The following is a 15,178-nucleotide window of genomic DNA, read 5'->3' as shown; positions in this document are numbered from 1 at the left end:
CTAATATATACCGAAAATAAGTAGTTGCAACCCCCAATTTGTTATCATCTCTCTCAATGAGACTCTTAACGAGTATACCCAAGTGACGCTACAAAGCAGAATTTCACCTGATTGTGTGTATTTACTATGGCGAACCGAGTGAATCTCGGGTGTTTTGTGAGAGTTTTGATAAGTTGTTAGAAATGCAGTTAAAAGGCCTAAAAGATGGCGGTGTTCACCTTGAGATAGAGGATGATGGAAAATCTTTTGTAAGTGATCTGATTTATAGTGGAGATTGTGATGCCGTTTGTGGTGTGCTGGGCCTATCATTAGGTGGGGAAGAGCTTTGAGTGAGTGTATTGCCTTTAAACTGACAACAAGGGAGTGTTTGTTATCAGCCAGCTTTGTATTGTTGATTTGGTGCAGTCTAAACAGTGGTTATCGGCAACGATAAGGGATTCGCTGCGGCAGATTGTATGTGCGAGTTTTTTACAGATAGACGCCGATGAGTATTTAGCCAAATACTTTGACGATCCTGCACCGTACCAAAAACGGTTACGGCTCTACCTGCATCATGAAAAAGTAGTTGGGTATTGCCTGCTGTCTTTTACGGATATAGACAAGTGCACCGTTATCAAAGCGTCAGCTGCTTTTTTGCCTAATTATCGTCAAGGAAGCAATACGTTTGCTTTTTCCTTGAAGGAAAGTGTGATGAGTTGGCTTAAGCGCCCGTGGCGCAAACACTATTATGCTGACACTATGCTAAGTCCTGCTATGTATCGTGCGATCGCCAAGAATACGGCAATCATCTGGCCGCATTTTGCCCTTCAGGCGCCCGTCGATCTTTTTGCTCAGTTTAATCCTGATGGCATTGAGTGCGAAAAAAACCATCTTCGTTGTTTAGCCGCCGTCGACAGAAAGAGTAATTACAGTCCGCAAGAGTTAGCGATGTTGCGCAGCAGTGATAAGCCCGAAATTCGTTATTATTGTGAACTCAATCCCCACTTTGATCGTGGTACAGCACTCTTTGTTATTATTCCCGTACATTTTTATCAGCTAGTACGTACGTTTTTGAAAAAAATAAAGTGGTGATGGGAATAGTCGGAAGGGGAAGAAATGATCAGGCGAGGATCTTTCTCCGAACTGGATGAAGACATTTTTTCGAGAAGTTATCTTGTTACTCTGGGAGGACTATTTGCCGTTATCTCGGTATTTGTAGTTAGCCTTTTAGATTCGTCACAACATATAGAATATGTGATTATGTCGGTTATCATATCACTTGGTCTGATCTGTATTTGTGTTGGCGTATTTTTTTCTTCGCAAAAAGCTAAGGCATTTGCTGAAAGCGCTTCAAAGCACGAAGTGTGTGGTGATAATTTTTCTTTCAATGCCTTTATATTGGATCTGGACAAAATTAAGACGTATGACATCGAGGTAGGCGTGCAGTATCAAGAAATCAAGACAAGTGACGTACCGTTGCCGTTATTGTTGGAGGCAGACCCGTCAGAGGCGAGCATTAATACCTATCTTAAAGACTCATGGTGTTTTGCTGCGATATATGGTGGGCGGGTTGTTGGCGTTTGTGTGGCAACCTTGAAAGACGAGGGTATTGCTGAAATTGTGAATGTTTCCGTTTATCCCGACTTTCAACAAAAGGGGATTGGATCGGATATGCTGCGTTTTGCCCTGGCTCAGCTAGCGACAAAAAATGTAAAACGTGTCGAGCTGGGGACGGGAACCTTTGGGTATCAACTTACGTATTATCAACGTTTAGGGTTTCGGGTTGATGCCGTAGTCAAAGACTATTTTATTGAGCATTATCCTAAGCCTATTTTTGAACATGGTATTCAACATCAGGATATGTTGCGTCTCTACCGGGATCTATAAGTTGGCTACTTAGCCGATAGTAACCGTGCTGCTACAGACTATTATTCCCCCACAATCAATAGAGTGAGTGGAGTGTGCGGCTTCTTTGCCTTCAAATAATACCAAAGGAGAGCCTTCTTTAATTTTCCTGGGATGGGGCGGGTTATCTGGTTTTGCGTGAGGGAAGAGTGGATCACTTTTGCGTGCCGCAGGTAAACCGTCAACAAAGACCGTAGCGGCTCCAGTCATAATTTTTGTTGGATGAAATCCATCATGCTGGAGGCCGAGATCGCCTACTTTTGCCGCATTGCCCATTATTATTCCCTCATTACCCATACGCCTTCAAGACAGGATGGATTGGTGCTTTCACAAATTAGCCTACATGCTAGTGGTAGATAAAATGCTAGCAAGTACTTCGAGGTCTGTATTTCTTTTGGCTTCCAATTTCGACGGGTATTTCTGGTTTATTTTCATCCTACCCGCGATGTTGGTCACGATGATTTCTTAACGGTGAGCATAAACAGCCTCAAGCTGTTTCTGGGCGGTTTCCAAAGAACAGAGTAGTTGTTCTACTTCATTGAATTGGCCGGCAATGACGGCCGCACGTACTTTACCTTGGTAGCGTTTGACACGATCAACACAGGCTTTGCGAGAAAAGAGTTTTTTAAGAGTCTTTGTCTGGGTCATAACGGCTCTCTCAGTGCTTCAAATAATGGTTTGTTGTGTGATTGTCCTATTTGTACCACGTAAAATCCGGAGAAATTTCAGGGTAATGTCAAATTCAGAAGGGATATAGTGTTGAAATTGCGCGGTTTGTGAGGTTTATTTTGCTGTTAAAGAGCCATTGTTACCTTGGTTTTATGAGCTAATTCAGATTTTTATTGAGTTGAATGGCTGGGCGAGTAGAATCGAATCAATGTCGATTAAGTAGTAGTGACTCATGAAAGCAGCAATAAATACCCTTTATGAACAGAAGCTCGCAGAGCTAAAAGCACAAATAGAGGCAGATAAGCTGCCTGTCGCCCTGACTATTGTCACTGTTGGTGATGATCCTGCCAGTAAAGTCTATGTTCGCAATAAGCTCCGTTTGTTTGAAGAGCTAGGCCTTCCTTGCCATCATATCGTGATGCCTGAGGTTGGGACAATGCAGTCTGATCTCGATGTCCTTGCCGCTAATGCCACTCATCCAATTCTATTCCAACTACCGTTACCAAATGGTTTGGTTGCGCCTGATTTGCCAGCCAAGGTTGACGTTGACGGTTTCGGCAGTGAAGCACTTGGTTTGTTGGTACTTGGCCACGCACCAGTGCTGCCGTGCACGGTTCAGGCGGCCATCGATATTATCGAATCGCATTGTGTCGAGAATGCTTTTTCAGGATTGAAAGTGGCAGTGGTTGGTCGTAGTAATATTGTCGGCAAACCTTTGGTGATTGAGCTGATTAACCGTCAGAGTACCGTGTCGAGTTTTAATAGTCGCTCGGATATGGCAGCCGTTGACTGGAGCAGTTTTGACGTTGTTGTTGTTGCAACGGGCTACCACGGTACGCTTAATAGCGATCAATTTGTTGAAGGCCAACTGATTATCGATGTGGGTATCAACCGTATCGAAGGTAAGCTGGTGGGGGATATTCACCACCATAATGAACAGACTGCTGCCGCTATTACCCCAGTGCCGGGTGGCGTTGGTCGTTTGACATGCCTGAACGTACTGGGTAATGCCGTGAAACTTGCAGCGTTATAATGTAGCTAGTGAGGGTAATCAAAAGTATTGAATCGCCATCTCTAAGCGACGAGATACTTTTGTATGACTGTTTGCATGAGCCAGAGTAGGGGAAACCTTGCTCTGGCTTTATTGTTTTTGTTAATTACGGCTGTTGCAGAACTCTTTATCAAGCGCCCACGATGGGTGCTTTTTTATGAATTGTATAAATTCTCAGCCATTTTATTGGCAATACGTTCAAACTCGGTAAGTTCTTCAGGGGTTATGCCTTGGGTCATTTGCTCGATGAGCTGCGTATCAATATTTGCCATCTGCTTGATGATTTCATTGCCGGCTGGTGTGAGTAGCAAGCGTTGGCTGCGTTTGTCTTCTGGGTTAGGCGCTTTGGTGATCAGTGATTGATCAAGCAGAGTGTTGAGCAGGCGTGTTACCTGAGCTTTGTCGCGATTCAGAAACGAAGCGATATCGACCGCGGAGCAGTTGGATTTTCGATGGATAATTTTCATTACCCTCACATGCATTGGAGTGATATTAAGCTCAAGATTTTCAACATGATCGTGAAGTTTTCGTTTTATAAGGTGAACCAGATGATGCATCGATTCCATTGATTTTGTTTCTTTCATGATATTTACCTGCTGATAAATTGGTTGACATTATCAACCAAGTCAATATAGTTGACATTATCAACATTATTCATGGGTATTTCAAGTGATGGATAAGGTTATGAAGAAGCTGGCCTAGGTAGATACTTTTGGTCGAGAAGCTTCTAATCAATAGGAATCAGAGGTCGAAGATGAAAACGAGCACTAAAAAATCACGCGGGTATCGCATTACCATTGAAAATATGGATACAGAGAATCCAAAAAGTATGCAGCTTGATGTAGAAGATCGAGAGGATATTTTTGCAATTGTTGAAAAGCTCAAGCAGGGTAGTGGGCTGGATGAAAAATCAGCAACCCAAATGGGGATCGGCTTGCGTCTGCTTGGGCCACTCATGATGCAGAACCGTAAGCATCCATTGTTTACCGACTTTATGCCTCACTTCAAAACATTCATGCTTAATCTGAAGAAAAAAGTTAAAGGAAGCGTTGAGCAGTAAGCTCTTGCTCGCATAATCGGGTGAAGTATCGCGACAAGAGAATGTTAGGTTATCAACCTGTGCTAGCTTGGGCTCTATAGTTTAGGGGGAATTTTTGTTTAGGAGTAGCTATGACAATAGATCATGCGTTAAGGCAAGCGGAATATATATTAGCTGCGCTTAGTTTATGCTCTGATGATAACCACAATGAACAACTATTGGCGATGGCTACTGAAATTCTTGTACCTTATTGGGAGCAATCTCATCCGCAAGCATTGTGGCTTAAAGCCGGTATGCCTAATCTTGGTGAAAAATCTCCAAGCTTAAGTGAATCCGAATTTGAGGAAAAATATGCGGATTTGGTACGGGTAGCCGCGGAAGGTGGTTGCTCTGAAGCCCAATACCAGCATGGTTGCAACCTTTATGATCAAGGTGAAATAACTGAAGCGGTCAGTTTCTATCTGAAAGCGGCACAAAAAGATTATGCCCCTGCGCAGTGGTGTTATGGCCTAGATGTTTTTCATGGTAACGGTGTTGATAAGAATGAAAAGATTGGGCTTTATTATATCTATCTTGCGGCCGAGCAGCGAAATGAGAACGCAGTTGAATTCATGAAAGAGGCGAATCAAAAGGGGATAGTCAAGTGGCCTGCGAATCCCTTTTTAGAATAAAATTGTTGATTATTCATTGAAATAGGCGCTTAATCTCGCAGGTTGTAACAAAATGTAAATGGTGAAAACATGGAAAATTCGTCTTCAAAGGGTACGGCATTGTCAACAATGGCGCTTTCGGTAGTTGCGTTCTCCGTTGTCGCGTTGCCGAATACCGCGATGGCATGGAACTACCAAGGCCATGTGGCAGTAGGGGAGATCGCCTATCAAAACCTTAATGATACCGCTCGCCATCAAGTAGATATACTTGCTGAGAAAGCGTATGAATCATTGCCTGCTGATGTACAGAAGAAGATGGACAGCTTCGAAGGTGCGAGCCGTTTTGCTGCCTTGGCGATGGTGCCTGATATGATTCGCAAGCAGCCCGCTTCCGAGGTATGGGAAGAGAAGCAAACGGGTCAGTGGCATTATATTAATCTGACGTATCCCGCGACAAGCCAGTGTAACTTTGTTAAAGAGCCTAATATTCGCCAGGTTGGTACCTACCTTTATAGTGAATTTCAGCAACAACCTCAGGCGGCTAGCTTGATGTTTTTAAGCCATATTGCCGGTGACTCCCATCAGCCAATGCACTCTGTGGCCTATAGTCTTAGTAAGTGGCGTTGTAAGAGTGATTTTGGCGGTAACTTGTATACGCTGGATGTGCCGGAGAAAGATCTTCACCATTTATGGGATAGTGGAATGGGGCTGTTGGAAAAGCCACATAATATTCATGAATTTGCCGCTTCTCTTCAAGAAGCGTATCCGCGTGCTGACATGATGTTGGGTGATACGGGTGATGTGTCGCTATGGGTGGAAGAAAGCTATGATCTTGCCGATTTTGCCTACCAGCCTAAGATCGATAGCAAATCGTCCCAAGCCTATATTGAGCAGGGGCAGGAGAAGATTAAGCAACGTCTTGCTAAGGCCGGCTATCGTCTTGCCGATGAGCTCAATACGGTGTTCCCACAACAGTAATTCAGGCTGTTTTTGATTAGCGAATAAAAAAGCACAACATATCGTTGTGCTTTTTTGTTGGTGGCGAAATTGTTAGCCATCAAGACCAAGCAATTCACTTACATCGCTGCCCGCTTCGATCATTCGGCGCTCTTGGTTTAGCTTGAACCAGTGTAGAGGCTTGCCGTTCGCTGCTTCGTAAGTCATGGTCTTGCCGGATACTGCTAGCCATGATCCTTCAGGAATACCTATCACTGATTGGTGAGGGTTCACAATGAGGTATTCCTCAATACGCTCATCACGGGTTTCACCGTTGTGGCCTTCAATGGTTGCATCAATGTAATGCGCATTGATTTGGAAGGGCACCAAGTTCAGCGATGGCGTGATTGCCGCGCTAACGATGCACATATCGTTTGTTGTGCGAATGGTTGGCGCGCTGATTACGGCACCGGCGCTCCAGCCAACATATGGAACCCCACGATTGGCGATAGCATGTTGAATAGGGCCAATAAGGCCGAGATCATGAAGGGTTTTATTCAATACCCAGGTGTTACCGCCACTGCATACGATAGCATCGGCCTCGCGGATAGCTTTCACAGGATCTTCCGCACGGTGCAAGCCGGTAACATTCACATCAAGATGGCTTAGCGTATCTGCGACCATAGCGGTACGATCATCATGGCTGCTACGGATAACGGCGTAAGGAATAACAACCACGTTTTTCACTTGTTTGCGAGTGAATAGTTCAGTGATTGCTGGAAGAGCAAATTCCATCACTTTGTCATTGCCTGCAATTTTGCCGTTGCTAAGAAGTAAGAGATCCATCATTTACACTCTGTTTTATTGAAGAGCAAACATGGTATAGCAATCAGTTGCATCAAAGTTTGAACGGGAGCACAAAAAACTTGCTGTGTAATAATTATTTAAATTTTGTGGCGGTTATGGCAATAAAATTCAAGACAATGCATTGAAATATAACTATTTATAAGTTTTATATTTTGCCATGGATGTTGCGGGGGAAGGGAATGCCCAAGTTGTTGGTCTGAACGGTATATTCGTAACTCGTTGGGCACCTTTTACCTATTATTTTGCTGATGGCTTGAGGATTTCACCGAGGTAGCGAACGACATGGGCTGCATCTTGTGCCGTCGTGTTGATCTTTTTAATGATGGCTTCTGCTTTCTGAGGGTCGTCAGCCAATGCCAATTCGATTTTTTTGATCATCGCATGGGCATGTTCTAGCTTCTGTTTGCAGTCTTCAAACAAGTTATTGAGAAGCGATAGCTCTACAGCCCCACCTTTGAGAAATAACTCGGCAGCGATGCGGTAGACAGTATGAAATTTGGTGGCAGTATCTTTTTGGGAAGGGTCGCTCTCTTTTGCCCAGTCGTCAGCCCAGCCTTTGAAAATAATCGCAATTTGTGGGTTAGGGATAAGGTTTACTTGTTGCATTAGGTATCCTTCGGCGTTAAGGCAAATTGAGTGTGGTTGCAGTCTAAACGAGAGCGGCGGTGGGATAAAGCTATCACTTCTCTATGGCGCTCGAAGTGGGTAAAAAATGATCATCAATCGCTTTCTTGACGTACTTGCAGTGTCTTAATAGGTTTGCTCAGTAGGGCAAGGCAGGAGGGAAAATGCATAATAGTGTGGATATGAACAAGAGGTGGCTGCCGCGATGTGGTGCGGCTCTGTGGGCCAGTTTGATGATACTGAGTGTTTTTGTTAGCAAGGCGGCATGGGGGAGTGACGGGAAGAGTTCCGACTGCCCGTTATTGCTCCAGCATTCGTTCACGCAGCTAAATTCGTCGAAGCAATTGGATATGTGTGGGCTGTTTAAGGGGAAAGTACTGCTGATTGTTAATACGGCCAGCCAATGTGGCTTTACGCCGCAATATAAACAATTGGAAGCCTTGCATCAGGCTTATAGCAGTCGTGGATTTGCTGTTATTGGTTTTCCGTCGAATGATTTTCGCCAAGATCGAGGAAGTGAAGCAGACACGGCTAAAGTGTGTTATCTGGATTACGGTGTAACATTTCCGATGGCGGGTAGAACGGCTGTAACAGGTTCGCAGGCTAATCCGGTATTCAAGCAATTGGCTGCGGAATCAGGGGTTGAACCCAATTGGAATTTTTTCAAGTACTTAATCGATCGCAAAGGCAATGTGGTTGCTGTATTTGCTAGTAGAACACAGCCGACAGATGCGTTGCTTACAGGGCAATTAGAGCAGTTGTTGCGGTAATAATAATATGAGGAATACGAAAAAGGGCTTTGGATATCCAAAGCCCTTTGTTTGTTATAGGCGGTAGCGCTTATTTAGCTGCACGCTCAAAAGTAACCACTTCGTAGCTCAGAGGCTTAAGAGTCGGTTTTTGATCGGCAATATAGTCAATAACGGCTTGTGCATCTGTATTACAGCGAGTGTTGGCTGCTTTACAGTTAGGTGCCTGACCTTCGTAACGGACTTTGTATTTACCGTTCACTTCATCGATCTTCTGCACGGGGAAGCCTGTGATTTTGCCATTTACGTAAGCAAGGTCAACACGGTCTGATGAGTCTTTCTGCGCGTTGTACAGTGCCGTCCAGCCATCGTTACCTGTCGCATTGTAGTTGTTGATCGCAACATTGTAGATCTTGTTGTCGTCAATTGGCGTCCATACTGGGTTGGCTTCTGTGCCAGTCATCACTTCAACAAAATCCACTTTACCGGCTTTGTGTGGTGTGGTTTCTGTGTACTGGTAACGGATGTGGCCGCCGTATGGGAATTTACCTGCGTGAGCGCCTTCTGGTAGGGTTGCAGTAATCGTCTCTTGGATCAGAGACTTCACAACTGAACCTTTCAACGGTACGACAGACATGAAGTTTGAGAAAGGCAGCATTTCTAGCGAAACATTACCTTCGCGGTATTCACCAGCTTCAAAGTTGGTACGAATACCACCAGCGCCGATTAGCGAGAAGTCCACTTTCATGCCTGTCGCTGCTTGTACGGCAGGGGTATTTGCCCAGTAGTATTGGCCTTCAGCGATAATAGTTGCTACATCAGAACCATGTTTGTCTGTACCACGGTCACCCGGACGGCGCTCGTGGTTAATCTCTACTGGCACCTGAGAAATAACTTTGCCGTATGCCTTAACAACCGCTGGCTTGTACTTGCTGTCGATGAGCTGGCGCATAGCGGCTTCTTCCGCTGTGATCGCAATATTCTCTTCGCCTTCGACAAAGTCAACAACGGCAGCTGTTTCTTCAGCGTTGAATTTGCTGCTGGCTTCGCGCATTGGTGAGTGGAAGTATTCATCGTTGGTCAGCAGCGTGTTAAGGCCTGCACAGTTGCTAACATTGCCTTTGCTGTCGAAAGTAACATCTAGTTGGCCGATAGCTTGTGCATATTCACCAGCCTGGACAACACAGGTTTGGCTCTGGCCATTCGGGTTATTGACCATTTGTGCATAGATGCCGGCATTGTCGTGGCCGATGTTGGTGAAATCGCCCAATAGGGTATGCGAGTGGCCGCCAACAATAAGGTCGATACCATTTACCTTAGAGGCGACATCCAAATCAACTGCATTGCCGATATGGGTTAGGGCGATGATGTTGTTGATGCCTTTTGACTTCAGGAAGTCGACAGTCTGCTGGGAAGAGGTCACCATGTCTTCGAATTCGACCTTGCCAGTGTTTGGTGCAAGGTTTGGCATATCATCAAGGGCAATACCGAAAACGGCAACGATGTCTTTGTCTTTAGGAAGGTTATTGAGGTCGTTGACTTGAACTTTGTTGTTACCGTCGAATGCGAAAACAATATAAGGCTTGAGGTTTGCTTGGTCTTTCAGGTCAGGATCGTTGCTGGTGTCGATGTTAGCAGCTAGAACAGGGAAGTTGATGTCACTAATGAAGGCGTTGAGCTTGGCATTGTTGAGGTCGAACTCATGGTTACCAAGCGCCATTGCATCAAGTCCCATGCGGCTTAGCAATTCGGCATTCATTGCGCCTTCGTTAATTTTGAAGTAAGCGCTGCCTTGCCATGCGTCACCACCATGAAGGAACAAGAAGCTGCGGTTTTCATCGGTGGCGGCTTTCTTGTATTCCTCAGCCATGGTCTGTAGTCGAGGGTAACCACCAAATTCGTTATATACCAAGGTATCGTTGGCCTTGAAGCTTGACTTCACCGGATCAAAGTTAGAGTGGGTGTCGTTGATATGGGCAACGGTAAGGGTAAAACTATCATCGGTAGCGAAAGGAGACTGCGCACAACCAGTTAGGGCCATGGCTACGGACAATGCTACTAGAGGCTTTGAAATGTTCATTATTTTACCTTGGGCTTGACCTGTTGGACCTTCTTCCTGTCACAGCGAAAAAGGACACAGTGTCATTTTTATAGTGTGATAAACCGGGTTTACCAGTGAAAAAGCCAGAGATATATGAGGCGGGGGGACTATATCCGAGATGATTTTTACAGGCAATTGCAAAAAAACAAAACTGAGATCACTATTATATTATTCGGTTGCGCAAACGATTGGTTTTCGTTTTTTATAACTTATTGAGAGAAAAAGACTTTCAATATCATCGTCTTTAAACATCACTTTTTATATCGTGGATATCCCCTTGTCTCTGGGCAATCAGAAAATATGTAACTGGTGTATTTTTCAACACGTCACTGGTTGCAAAATGGGCAGTGACAGTGCTGGGAAAAATTTCCTGTGAAATTTAGATCTGAGTAGACTTGGAAATTGACGCATATTTGTCCTGTTTCAGAAAAAACCGTAAGTGGACTTTGTTTTGATAAAAATTGGATTAAATTCAGCGATAAGTGATGCTTTTGCGGTATAGATTGTTGCGCTTGTGTGGCGATTTTTGTCATTCATCATTAATGAATTGCTCTTTCATGTGTCAGGTAAGGGAATGATCACAAATTAATAATGGGAAAAATGTATTCCCTTGCATCATTTTGTCATGAATGGAAAAATTTCCCACATAGAGTGCTGGGCGGGAATTAATACCCACGACGTCGGAGTGGCAGCTCCAGCCAAGAACAGGAAAGTTATGGCCGTCTATGAGGAGGAGAGCGACTCTTAGTAGGCTGAAAATGCGAATGGATGTGTAATGAATAAGCAAGAGTTCATCAATGCAGTTAATCGGTTTGATTCACATACGGATGCTGAAAAACGGATAGCCCAGTATTTTATGGATCACTATACTGTTTTGCCCTTTGCCAAAATTGATGAGCTGTGCAAGCAGATCGGAATAGGCAAGGCTACCTTGGGACGTTTTCTTCAACGGTTGGGTTTCTCAGGTTTTATCCAATTCAAAAAGCAAGTTACCGAGGATTTAACCCAAACGTTAACGACGCCTATCGAGCGCTACGAATATCACACTACTGATCCTGCCCGTGAAGGGAATGCCGAAACGCTGTTATCCAGCCATTACGCAGAAATTATGGATAACATGGAAAAAACCTTTGATGCGCTTTCGGATCAGGATTTTGAAAATGCTGTCAATATTATGCGAGATCAAAGAGGTAAGTTGTATGTTATTGGTAGTGCGTCATCTGAAGCACTTGCAAGTTATTTTTACATGCTTGCACGTTATTTACGCAAGGATGTTGTTTTATTAAAAGCAGATATATCAACATTACCTCATCAGTTAGTTGATGTCGGTAAAGAAGATATATTATTAGCTATTTCCTATCATCGTTATTCAAATATTACTGTAAAACTTGTCCATTGGTTTCATGAGTGTGGCGGGAAAATCGTTGTGATTACCGATCAAGCAGTGAATCCTTTCGTTTCATTTTGTGATGTGCTCTTTAATGTTGAAAGTGCTGGGACGGGATTTTTCAATAACCGTGCTGCAGGTTTTGCGCTTATCGAGGCGCTGATCAAGGGGTTATCCCACCATCAAGAAAAAGACTATCGATTCAAACGTATCGAAAATCTCTTTGATGAGTTTGGGGTGTTTAAAAGTTAACTAGATTTTCAAATTATTCTGTTCCTGTTTTTAAAGACGGGTGGCTTCATTCACCCTGAAATTATTGATTTATTAATTTAAGATCGAAGAGGTCGATAATGATTACGTATTTAGCTTTGCCATCAATATTTGGTGTGGGGTATTTTATTGTTAAAAAATATAATACTCAGGCCGTTTTGTTCCTTGCTGGTTTAATGATGATCATGCTTGGTGTGATCAACGGTAACACAGATTTCTTACCGAAAGGTGGTACACATACCGGCTCTATTGTTGTCGACTTTTTCGAAGTAATTAAAGTTATTTCTTCTGGTACTCTAGCTAAGCTCGGCCTGATTATCATGGCTGTAGGTGGCTTCTCTAAATATATGGGGCATATTGGTGCGGCAAATGCGATGGTGCAGATTGCAACTAAGCCGCTTTCTCATATTAAGAATCCATATTTAGTGTTAGCAATGGCCTATATTATCGGCCAGTTGATTAATATCTTCATTCCTAGTGCGACGGGCTTGGCATTGCTTCTGTTGGTTGCGATGTATCCGGTACTTGTTGGTGTTGGTTGTAACCCTGCGGCAGCGGCGGCGGTTGTTGCCACTACAGGGTGTTTGGATTTGGGACCTGCCTCATCGGCTGCAAACAAAGCGGCGGAAGTGTCTGGCATTGATGTTGCGACTTATTTTGCGAGTTACCAGTTGCCAGTCGCGATTGCTGCGATGATCGTGATTGCCGCTCTTCACTTTGTCAGCCAGCGTTATTTTGACCGTAAAGATGAAGAAAATGGTGTTGTGCATGAGTTTAACCTAGAAGCGAAAGAGCAGCGTAAAGCGCCGAAGTGGTTTGCTTTCCTACCTGTATTGCCTCTGTTGCTACTTCTTACTTTCAGTAAGTTTGCCATCACCACGATTAAAATGGACGTGGTAACAGCAATGTTTATCGCGCTATTTGTTTCGATGGTATGTGATTTCATTTACAGCCGCGACGGCAAAGAAGTGGCGGCATCACTGAAAGTATATCTAGAAGGTATGGGCAACGTATTCTCTGGCGTAGTGACCCTGATTATTGCTGCCCAGGTTTTCGTTGTTGGCCTAAAAGCAATTGGTTTTATTGATCTTCTTCTTAACTCTGCGTCAAACCTTGGTTTGGGATACAGCGCGATGATTGTGATGCTGGTGGGTATCATCGTTACTATCACCATGTTGTCAGGTTCTGGTAATGCTGCGTTCTTTAGTTTCTCTAACCTTGCACCAGATGTTGCGGCTCAGGTGGGTACGGCCGCTGCGCATGTCGCACTGCCTATGCAGTTGGCTGCGGGCCTGATGCGCTCAGCATCACCGGTTGCCGGTGTGGTTATTGCCTGTGCGGCGGTTGCTAATGTATCTCCAATTGAATTGGCTAAGCGTACGGCGATCCCTATGTTGGGTGGTTTGGTGACTATCATGATCTGTTCACAAATTCTTGTTTAATGTGAGCTGAAGATCATACAGCGGGCATATGGCCCGCTGTATTTTATTAAGCGGCGAGTTTTGTTCTTGCGTGTTCAGCCGTGAGTACTTTGATTGCAAAGTACTGACGATTGAATCCCTCCTACCGATAGGCTTGGTTATTGTCTTGTTTTCATGGCCGAGGTATTAACGGTAAGGTGAATTAGAAGGAAGGTTGCATGACAATTGTTGAACGCTTTTTGAATTATACCCGGATTAATACAACCACAGACAGGAATAAAGGTGCTGCTGGCATTATGCCTTCATCACCGGGGCAGATGGAGTTGGCTCAGTTGTTGGCTCGTGAGCTGACGGAATTGGGTTTAGAAGATGTTCGTTTGCGTGATACGGCGATCCTGACGGCAACACTGCCGAGCAATACCTCTAAATGCGTTCCTACGGTATCGTTTTTTGCTCACCTAGATACCAGTGCCGAGCAGGTTAATGATACACAGGCGCAGATTGTAGCTTATAACGGTGGCGATATCGTTCTGAATTCAGCGCTGGATATCGTATTGAAAGAAGCGGAATTTCCTGAAATTGCACAATATCGTGGACAGGAAATTATTGTTACCGACGGAACAAGCCTGTTGGGTGCCGACGACAAGGCTGCCATTGCTGCCATTATGCACGCAGTGAAAGTGCTGGTGGAGAACCCATCTATTGAGCATGGCCCGGTGAAGGTGGCTTTTGTCCCTGATGAAGAGCAGGGGCTGCGAGGTGCTAAGGCATTTGATGTAGAGGAATTCGGTGCTGACTTTGGCTATACCTTAGATTGCTGTGGCATTGGCGAATTTGTTCATGAGAACTGGAATGCAGGCAATGCCGTGGTGACGTTTACCGGTCAGTCTGCCCATCCGATGTCGGCGAAAGGTAAGCTGAAGAACTCTTTGTTGATGGCTCATAAATTCATTGCGATGTTGCCGCCGGGGGAAGCGCCAGAATATACCGATGGCCGCGAGGGTTACTATTGGGTGAAAGAGCTGGCTGGTAACAGTGCAAAAACCGTGTTGAAGATGGATATTCGTGATTTCAGCAAGCAAGGCTATGCTGATCGTATGGCATTTTTGCAAAAGCTTGCCGACAGTTGTCAAGTGTTGTGGGGGGAGCAGGCCGTTCACATTGATTTGTCTGACCGTTATGAAAACGTTGCTAATAGTCTAGAAGGCGAAGCGAGTTTCCCTATTGATATAGCCAAAGAGGCGTATTCACGTAATGGGATCGAGATGAATGCGATTCCGATGCGTGGCGGTTATGATGGTGCGGTGTTGTCGCAAAAAGGGTTGCCATGCCCGAACATCTTTACCGGAGCCCATAATTTCCACTCTATTTATGAATACTTGCCTGTGAGCTCGCTTGAGGCTGCCAGCAATGTAGTTGTTGATGTGATTCGTATAACGGCTGAGCGCATTGATGCCTAATAAATAATGCCCATCTGATATCAACTGTATTAAATCCCCATTCTTGATGGGGATTTTTTTATGGTCAATT

At 44.5% G+C, this 15,178-nt stretch carries 17 protein-coding genes; 11 read left to right on the top strand and 6 right to left on the bottom strand.

The window, feature by feature from the left end; translation table 11 throughout:
* Nucleotides 1-182: 182 nt before the first annotated feature.
* The 3 genes from ACSF8X_RS10480 (at nucleotide 183) to ACSF8X_RS10470 (ending at nucleotide 1,866) form a co-directional block, all read left to right on the top strand.
* The gene (locus ACSF8X_RS10480; protein WP_500849879.1) at nucleotides 183-329 is read left to right on the top strand and encodes a hypothetical protein; all 147 of its coding nucleotides are present in this window, start codon (nucleotides 183-185) and stop codon (nucleotides 327-329) included.
* Nucleotides 330-363: 34 nt separating this feature from the next.
* Nucleotides 364-1,071, top strand: a complete 708-nt coding sequence (locus tag ACSF8X_RS10475; protein WP_500849878.1) for a hypothetical protein — start codon at nucleotides 364-366, stop codon at nucleotides 1,069-1,071.
* Between the two features lie 348 nt (nucleotides 1,072-1,419).
* Nucleotides 1,420-1,866, top strand: coding sequence for a GNAT family N-acetyltransferase (locus ACSF8X_RS10470; RefSeq protein ID WP_047879270.1), 447 nt, complete (start codon nucleotides 1,420-1,422; stop codon nucleotides 1,864-1,866).
* A 9-nt stretch (nucleotides 1,867-1,875) separates the two neighbouring features.
* Here ACSF8X_RS10470 and ACSF8X_RS10465 read toward each other — a convergent pair whose 3' ends face one another.
* Both ACSF8X_RS10465 and ACSF8X_RS10460 read right to left on the bottom strand, forming a co-directional pair.
* Nucleotides 1,876-2,160, bottom strand: a complete 285-nt coding sequence (locus tag ACSF8X_RS10465; RefSeq protein ID WP_500849877.1) for a type VI secretion system PAAR protein — start codon at nucleotides 2,158-2,160, stop codon at nucleotides 1,876-1,878.
* A 189-nt stretch (nucleotides 2,161-2,349) separates the two neighbouring features.
* A complete protein-coding gene (locus tag ACSF8X_RS10460) occupies nucleotides 2,350-2,532 on the bottom strand; it encodes a hypothetical protein (RefSeq protein ID WP_047879242.1) in 183 nt (60 codons plus the stop codon).
* Nucleotides 2,533-2,785: 253 nt separating this feature from the next.
* Here ACSF8X_RS10460 and ACSF8X_RS10455 point away from each other — a divergent pair, with 253 nt between their 5' ends.
* Nucleotides 2,786-3,586: a tetrahydrofolate dehydrogenase/cyclohydrolase catalytic domain-containing protein gene (locus tag ACSF8X_RS10455; protein WP_500849876.1), complete on the top strand. Its 801-nt coding sequence runs from the start codon at nucleotides 2,786-2,788 to the stop codon at nucleotides 3,584-3,586.
* A gap of 173 nt (nucleotides 3,587-3,759) precedes the next feature.
* Here the strand turns inward: ACSF8X_RS10455 and ACSF8X_RS10450 are convergent, their stop codons facing one another.
* Nucleotides 3,760-4,188: a MarR family winged helix-turn-helix transcriptional regulator gene (locus ACSF8X_RS10450; protein ID WP_047879244.1), complete on the bottom strand. Its 429-nt coding sequence runs from the start codon at nucleotides 4,186-4,188 to the stop codon at nucleotides 3,760-3,762.
* A gap of 170 nt (nucleotides 4,189-4,358) precedes the next feature.
* Here ACSF8X_RS10450 and ACSF8X_RS10445 point away from each other — a divergent pair, with 170 nt between their 5' ends.
* From ACSF8X_RS10445 to ACSF8X_RS10435, 3 genes are all read left to right on the top strand, one after another.
* Nucleotides 4,359-4,664 (top strand): DUF3861 domain-containing protein, encoded by a 306-nt coding sequence (locus ACSF8X_RS10445; RefSeq protein WP_500849875.1) that lies wholly within the window; start codon nucleotides 4,359-4,361, stop codon nucleotides 4,662-4,664.
* A 110-nt stretch (nucleotides 4,665-4,774) separates the two neighbouring features.
* Nucleotides 4,775-5,314 carry an SEL1-like repeat protein gene (locus ACSF8X_RS10440; RefSeq protein ID WP_500849874.1) on the top strand — a complete coding sequence of 180 codons (540 nt, stop codon included), beginning with the start codon at nucleotides 4,775-4,777 and terminating at the stop codon, nucleotides 5,312-5,314.
* A 69-nt stretch (nucleotides 5,315-5,383) separates the two neighbouring features.
* On the top strand, nucleotides 5,384-6,271 hold the full coding sequence (locus ACSF8X_RS10435; protein WP_500849873.1) for a S1/P1 nuclease: 888 nt from the start codon (nucleotides 5,384-5,386) through the stop codon (nucleotides 6,269-6,271).
* Nucleotides 6,272-6,343: 72 nt separating this feature from the next.
* On the opposite strand, the gene pepE is transcribed toward ACSF8X_RS10435, so the two are convergent.
* A complete protein-coding gene (gene pepE, locus ACSF8X_RS10430; protein WP_047879271.1) occupies nucleotides 6,344-7,075 on the bottom strand; it encodes a dipeptidase PepE in 732 nt (243 codons plus the stop codon).
* 258 nt (nucleotides 7,076-7,333) lie between these two features.
* Nucleotides 7,334-7,702 (bottom strand): hypothetical protein, encoded by a 369-nt coding sequence (locus ACSF8X_RS10425; protein ID WP_047879247.1) that lies wholly within the window; start codon nucleotides 7,700-7,702, stop codon nucleotides 7,334-7,336.
* 251 nt (nucleotides 7,703-7,953) lie between these two features.
* Between ACSF8X_RS10425 and ACSF8X_RS10420 the strand changes: the two genes are divergently transcribed.
* The gene (locus tag ACSF8X_RS10420; protein WP_047879272.1) at nucleotides 7,954-8,490 is read left to right on the top strand and encodes a glutathione peroxidase; all 537 of its coding nucleotides are present in this window, start codon (nucleotides 7,954-7,956) and stop codon (nucleotides 8,488-8,490) included.
* Between the two features lie 70 nt (nucleotides 8,491-8,560).
* Here ACSF8X_RS10420 and ACSF8X_RS10415 read toward each other — a convergent pair whose 3' ends face one another.
* Nucleotides 8,561-10,549, bottom strand: a complete 1,989-nt coding sequence (locus ACSF8X_RS10415) for a bifunctional metallophosphatase/5'-nucleotidase (RefSeq protein ID WP_500849872.1) — start codon at nucleotides 10,547-10,549, stop codon at nucleotides 8,561-8,563.
* 796 nt (nucleotides 10,550-11,345) lie between these two features.
* On the opposite strand from ACSF8X_RS10415, the gene ACSF8X_RS10410 reads away from it, so the two are divergent.
* The 3 genes from ACSF8X_RS10410 to pepT all read left to right on the top strand — a co-directional run bounded on the left by ACSF8X_RS10410 (nucleotide 11,346) and on the right by pepT (nucleotide 15,108).
* Entirely contained in the window at nucleotides 11,346-12,209 is an 864-nt protein-coding gene (locus ACSF8X_RS10410) for a MurR/RpiR family transcriptional regulator (protein WP_500849871.1), read from the top strand.
* Between the two features lie 98 nt (nucleotides 12,210-12,307).
* Entirely contained in the window at nucleotides 12,308-13,669 is a 1,362-nt protein-coding gene (dcuC, locus tag ACSF8X_RS10405) for a C4-dicarboxylate transporter DcuC (RefSeq protein WP_047879250.1), read from the top strand.
* 197 nt (nucleotides 13,670-13,866) lie between these two features.
* Nucleotides 13,867-15,108, top strand: a complete 1,242-nt coding sequence (pepT, locus tag ACSF8X_RS10400; RefSeq protein WP_500849870.1) for a peptidase T — start codon at nucleotides 13,867-13,869, stop codon at nucleotides 15,106-15,108.
* The last annotated feature ends 70 nt before the right edge of the window (nucleotides 15,109-15,178 follow it).

Source organism: Photobacterium panuliri, assembly GCF_059920555.1.
Note: the sequence above shows the minus strand (reverse complement) of the source record. Positions and strands in the feature narration are given on the sequence as shown.

Excerpts from the sequence above, each read along its gene's own strand:
- ACSF8X_RS10480 (WP_500849879.1), top strand. The coding sequence starts at position 183 with ATGCAGTTAAAAGGCCTAAAAGATGGCGGTGTTCACCTTGAGATAGAG.
- ACSF8X_RS10465 (WP_500849877.1), bottom strand. The coding sequence starts at position 2,160 with ATGGGCAATGCGGCAAAAGTAGGCGATCTCGGCCTCCAGCATGATGGA.
- ACSF8X_RS10460 (WP_047879242.1), bottom strand. The coding sequence starts at position 2,532 with ATGACCCAGACAAAGACTCTTAAAAAACTCTTTTCTCGCAAAGCCTGT.
- ACSF8X_RS10455 (WP_500849876.1), top strand. The coding sequence starts at position 2,786 with ATGAAAGCAGCAATAAATACCCTTTATGAACAGAAGCTCGCAGAGCTA.
- ACSF8X_RS10450 (WP_047879244.1), bottom strand. The coding sequence starts at position 4,188 with ATGAAAGAAACAAAATCAATGGAATCGATGCATCATCTGGTTCACCTT.
- ACSF8X_RS10445 (WP_500849875.1), top strand. The coding sequence starts at position 4,359 with ATGAAAACGAGCACTAAAAAATCACGCGGGTATCGCATTACCATTGAA.
- ACSF8X_RS10440 (WP_500849874.1), top strand. The coding sequence starts at position 4,775 with ATGACAATAGATCATGCGTTAAGGCAAGCGGAATATATATTAGCTGCG.
- ACSF8X_RS10435 (WP_500849873.1), top strand. The coding sequence starts at position 5,384 with ATGGAAAATTCGTCTTCAAAGGGTACGGCATTGTCAACAATGGCGCTT.
- pepE (WP_047879271.1), bottom strand. The coding sequence starts at position 7,075 with ATGGATCTCTTACTTCTTAGCAACGGCAAAATTGCAGGCAATGACAAA.
- ACSF8X_RS10425 (WP_047879247.1), bottom strand. The coding sequence starts at position 7,702 with ATGCAACAAGTAAACCTTATCCCTAACCCACAAATTGCGATTATTTTC.
- ACSF8X_RS10420 (WP_047879272.1), top strand. The coding sequence starts at position 7,954 with ATGATACTGAGTGTTTTTGTTAGCAAGGCGGCATGGGGGAGTGACGGG.
- ACSF8X_RS10415 (WP_500849872.1), bottom strand. The coding sequence starts at position 10,549 with ATGAACATTTCAAAGCCTCTAGTAGCATTGTCCGTAGCCATGGCCCTA.
- ACSF8X_RS10410 (WP_500849871.1), top strand. The coding sequence starts at position 11,346 with ATGAATAAGCAAGAGTTCATCAATGCAGTTAATCGGTTTGATTCACAT.
- dcuC (WP_047879250.1), top strand. The coding sequence starts at position 12,308 with ATGATTACGTATTTAGCTTTGCCATCAATATTTGGTGTGGGGTATTTT.
- pepT (WP_500849870.1), top strand. The coding sequence starts at position 13,867 with ATGACAATTGTTGAACGCTTTTTGAATTATACCCGGATTAATACAACC.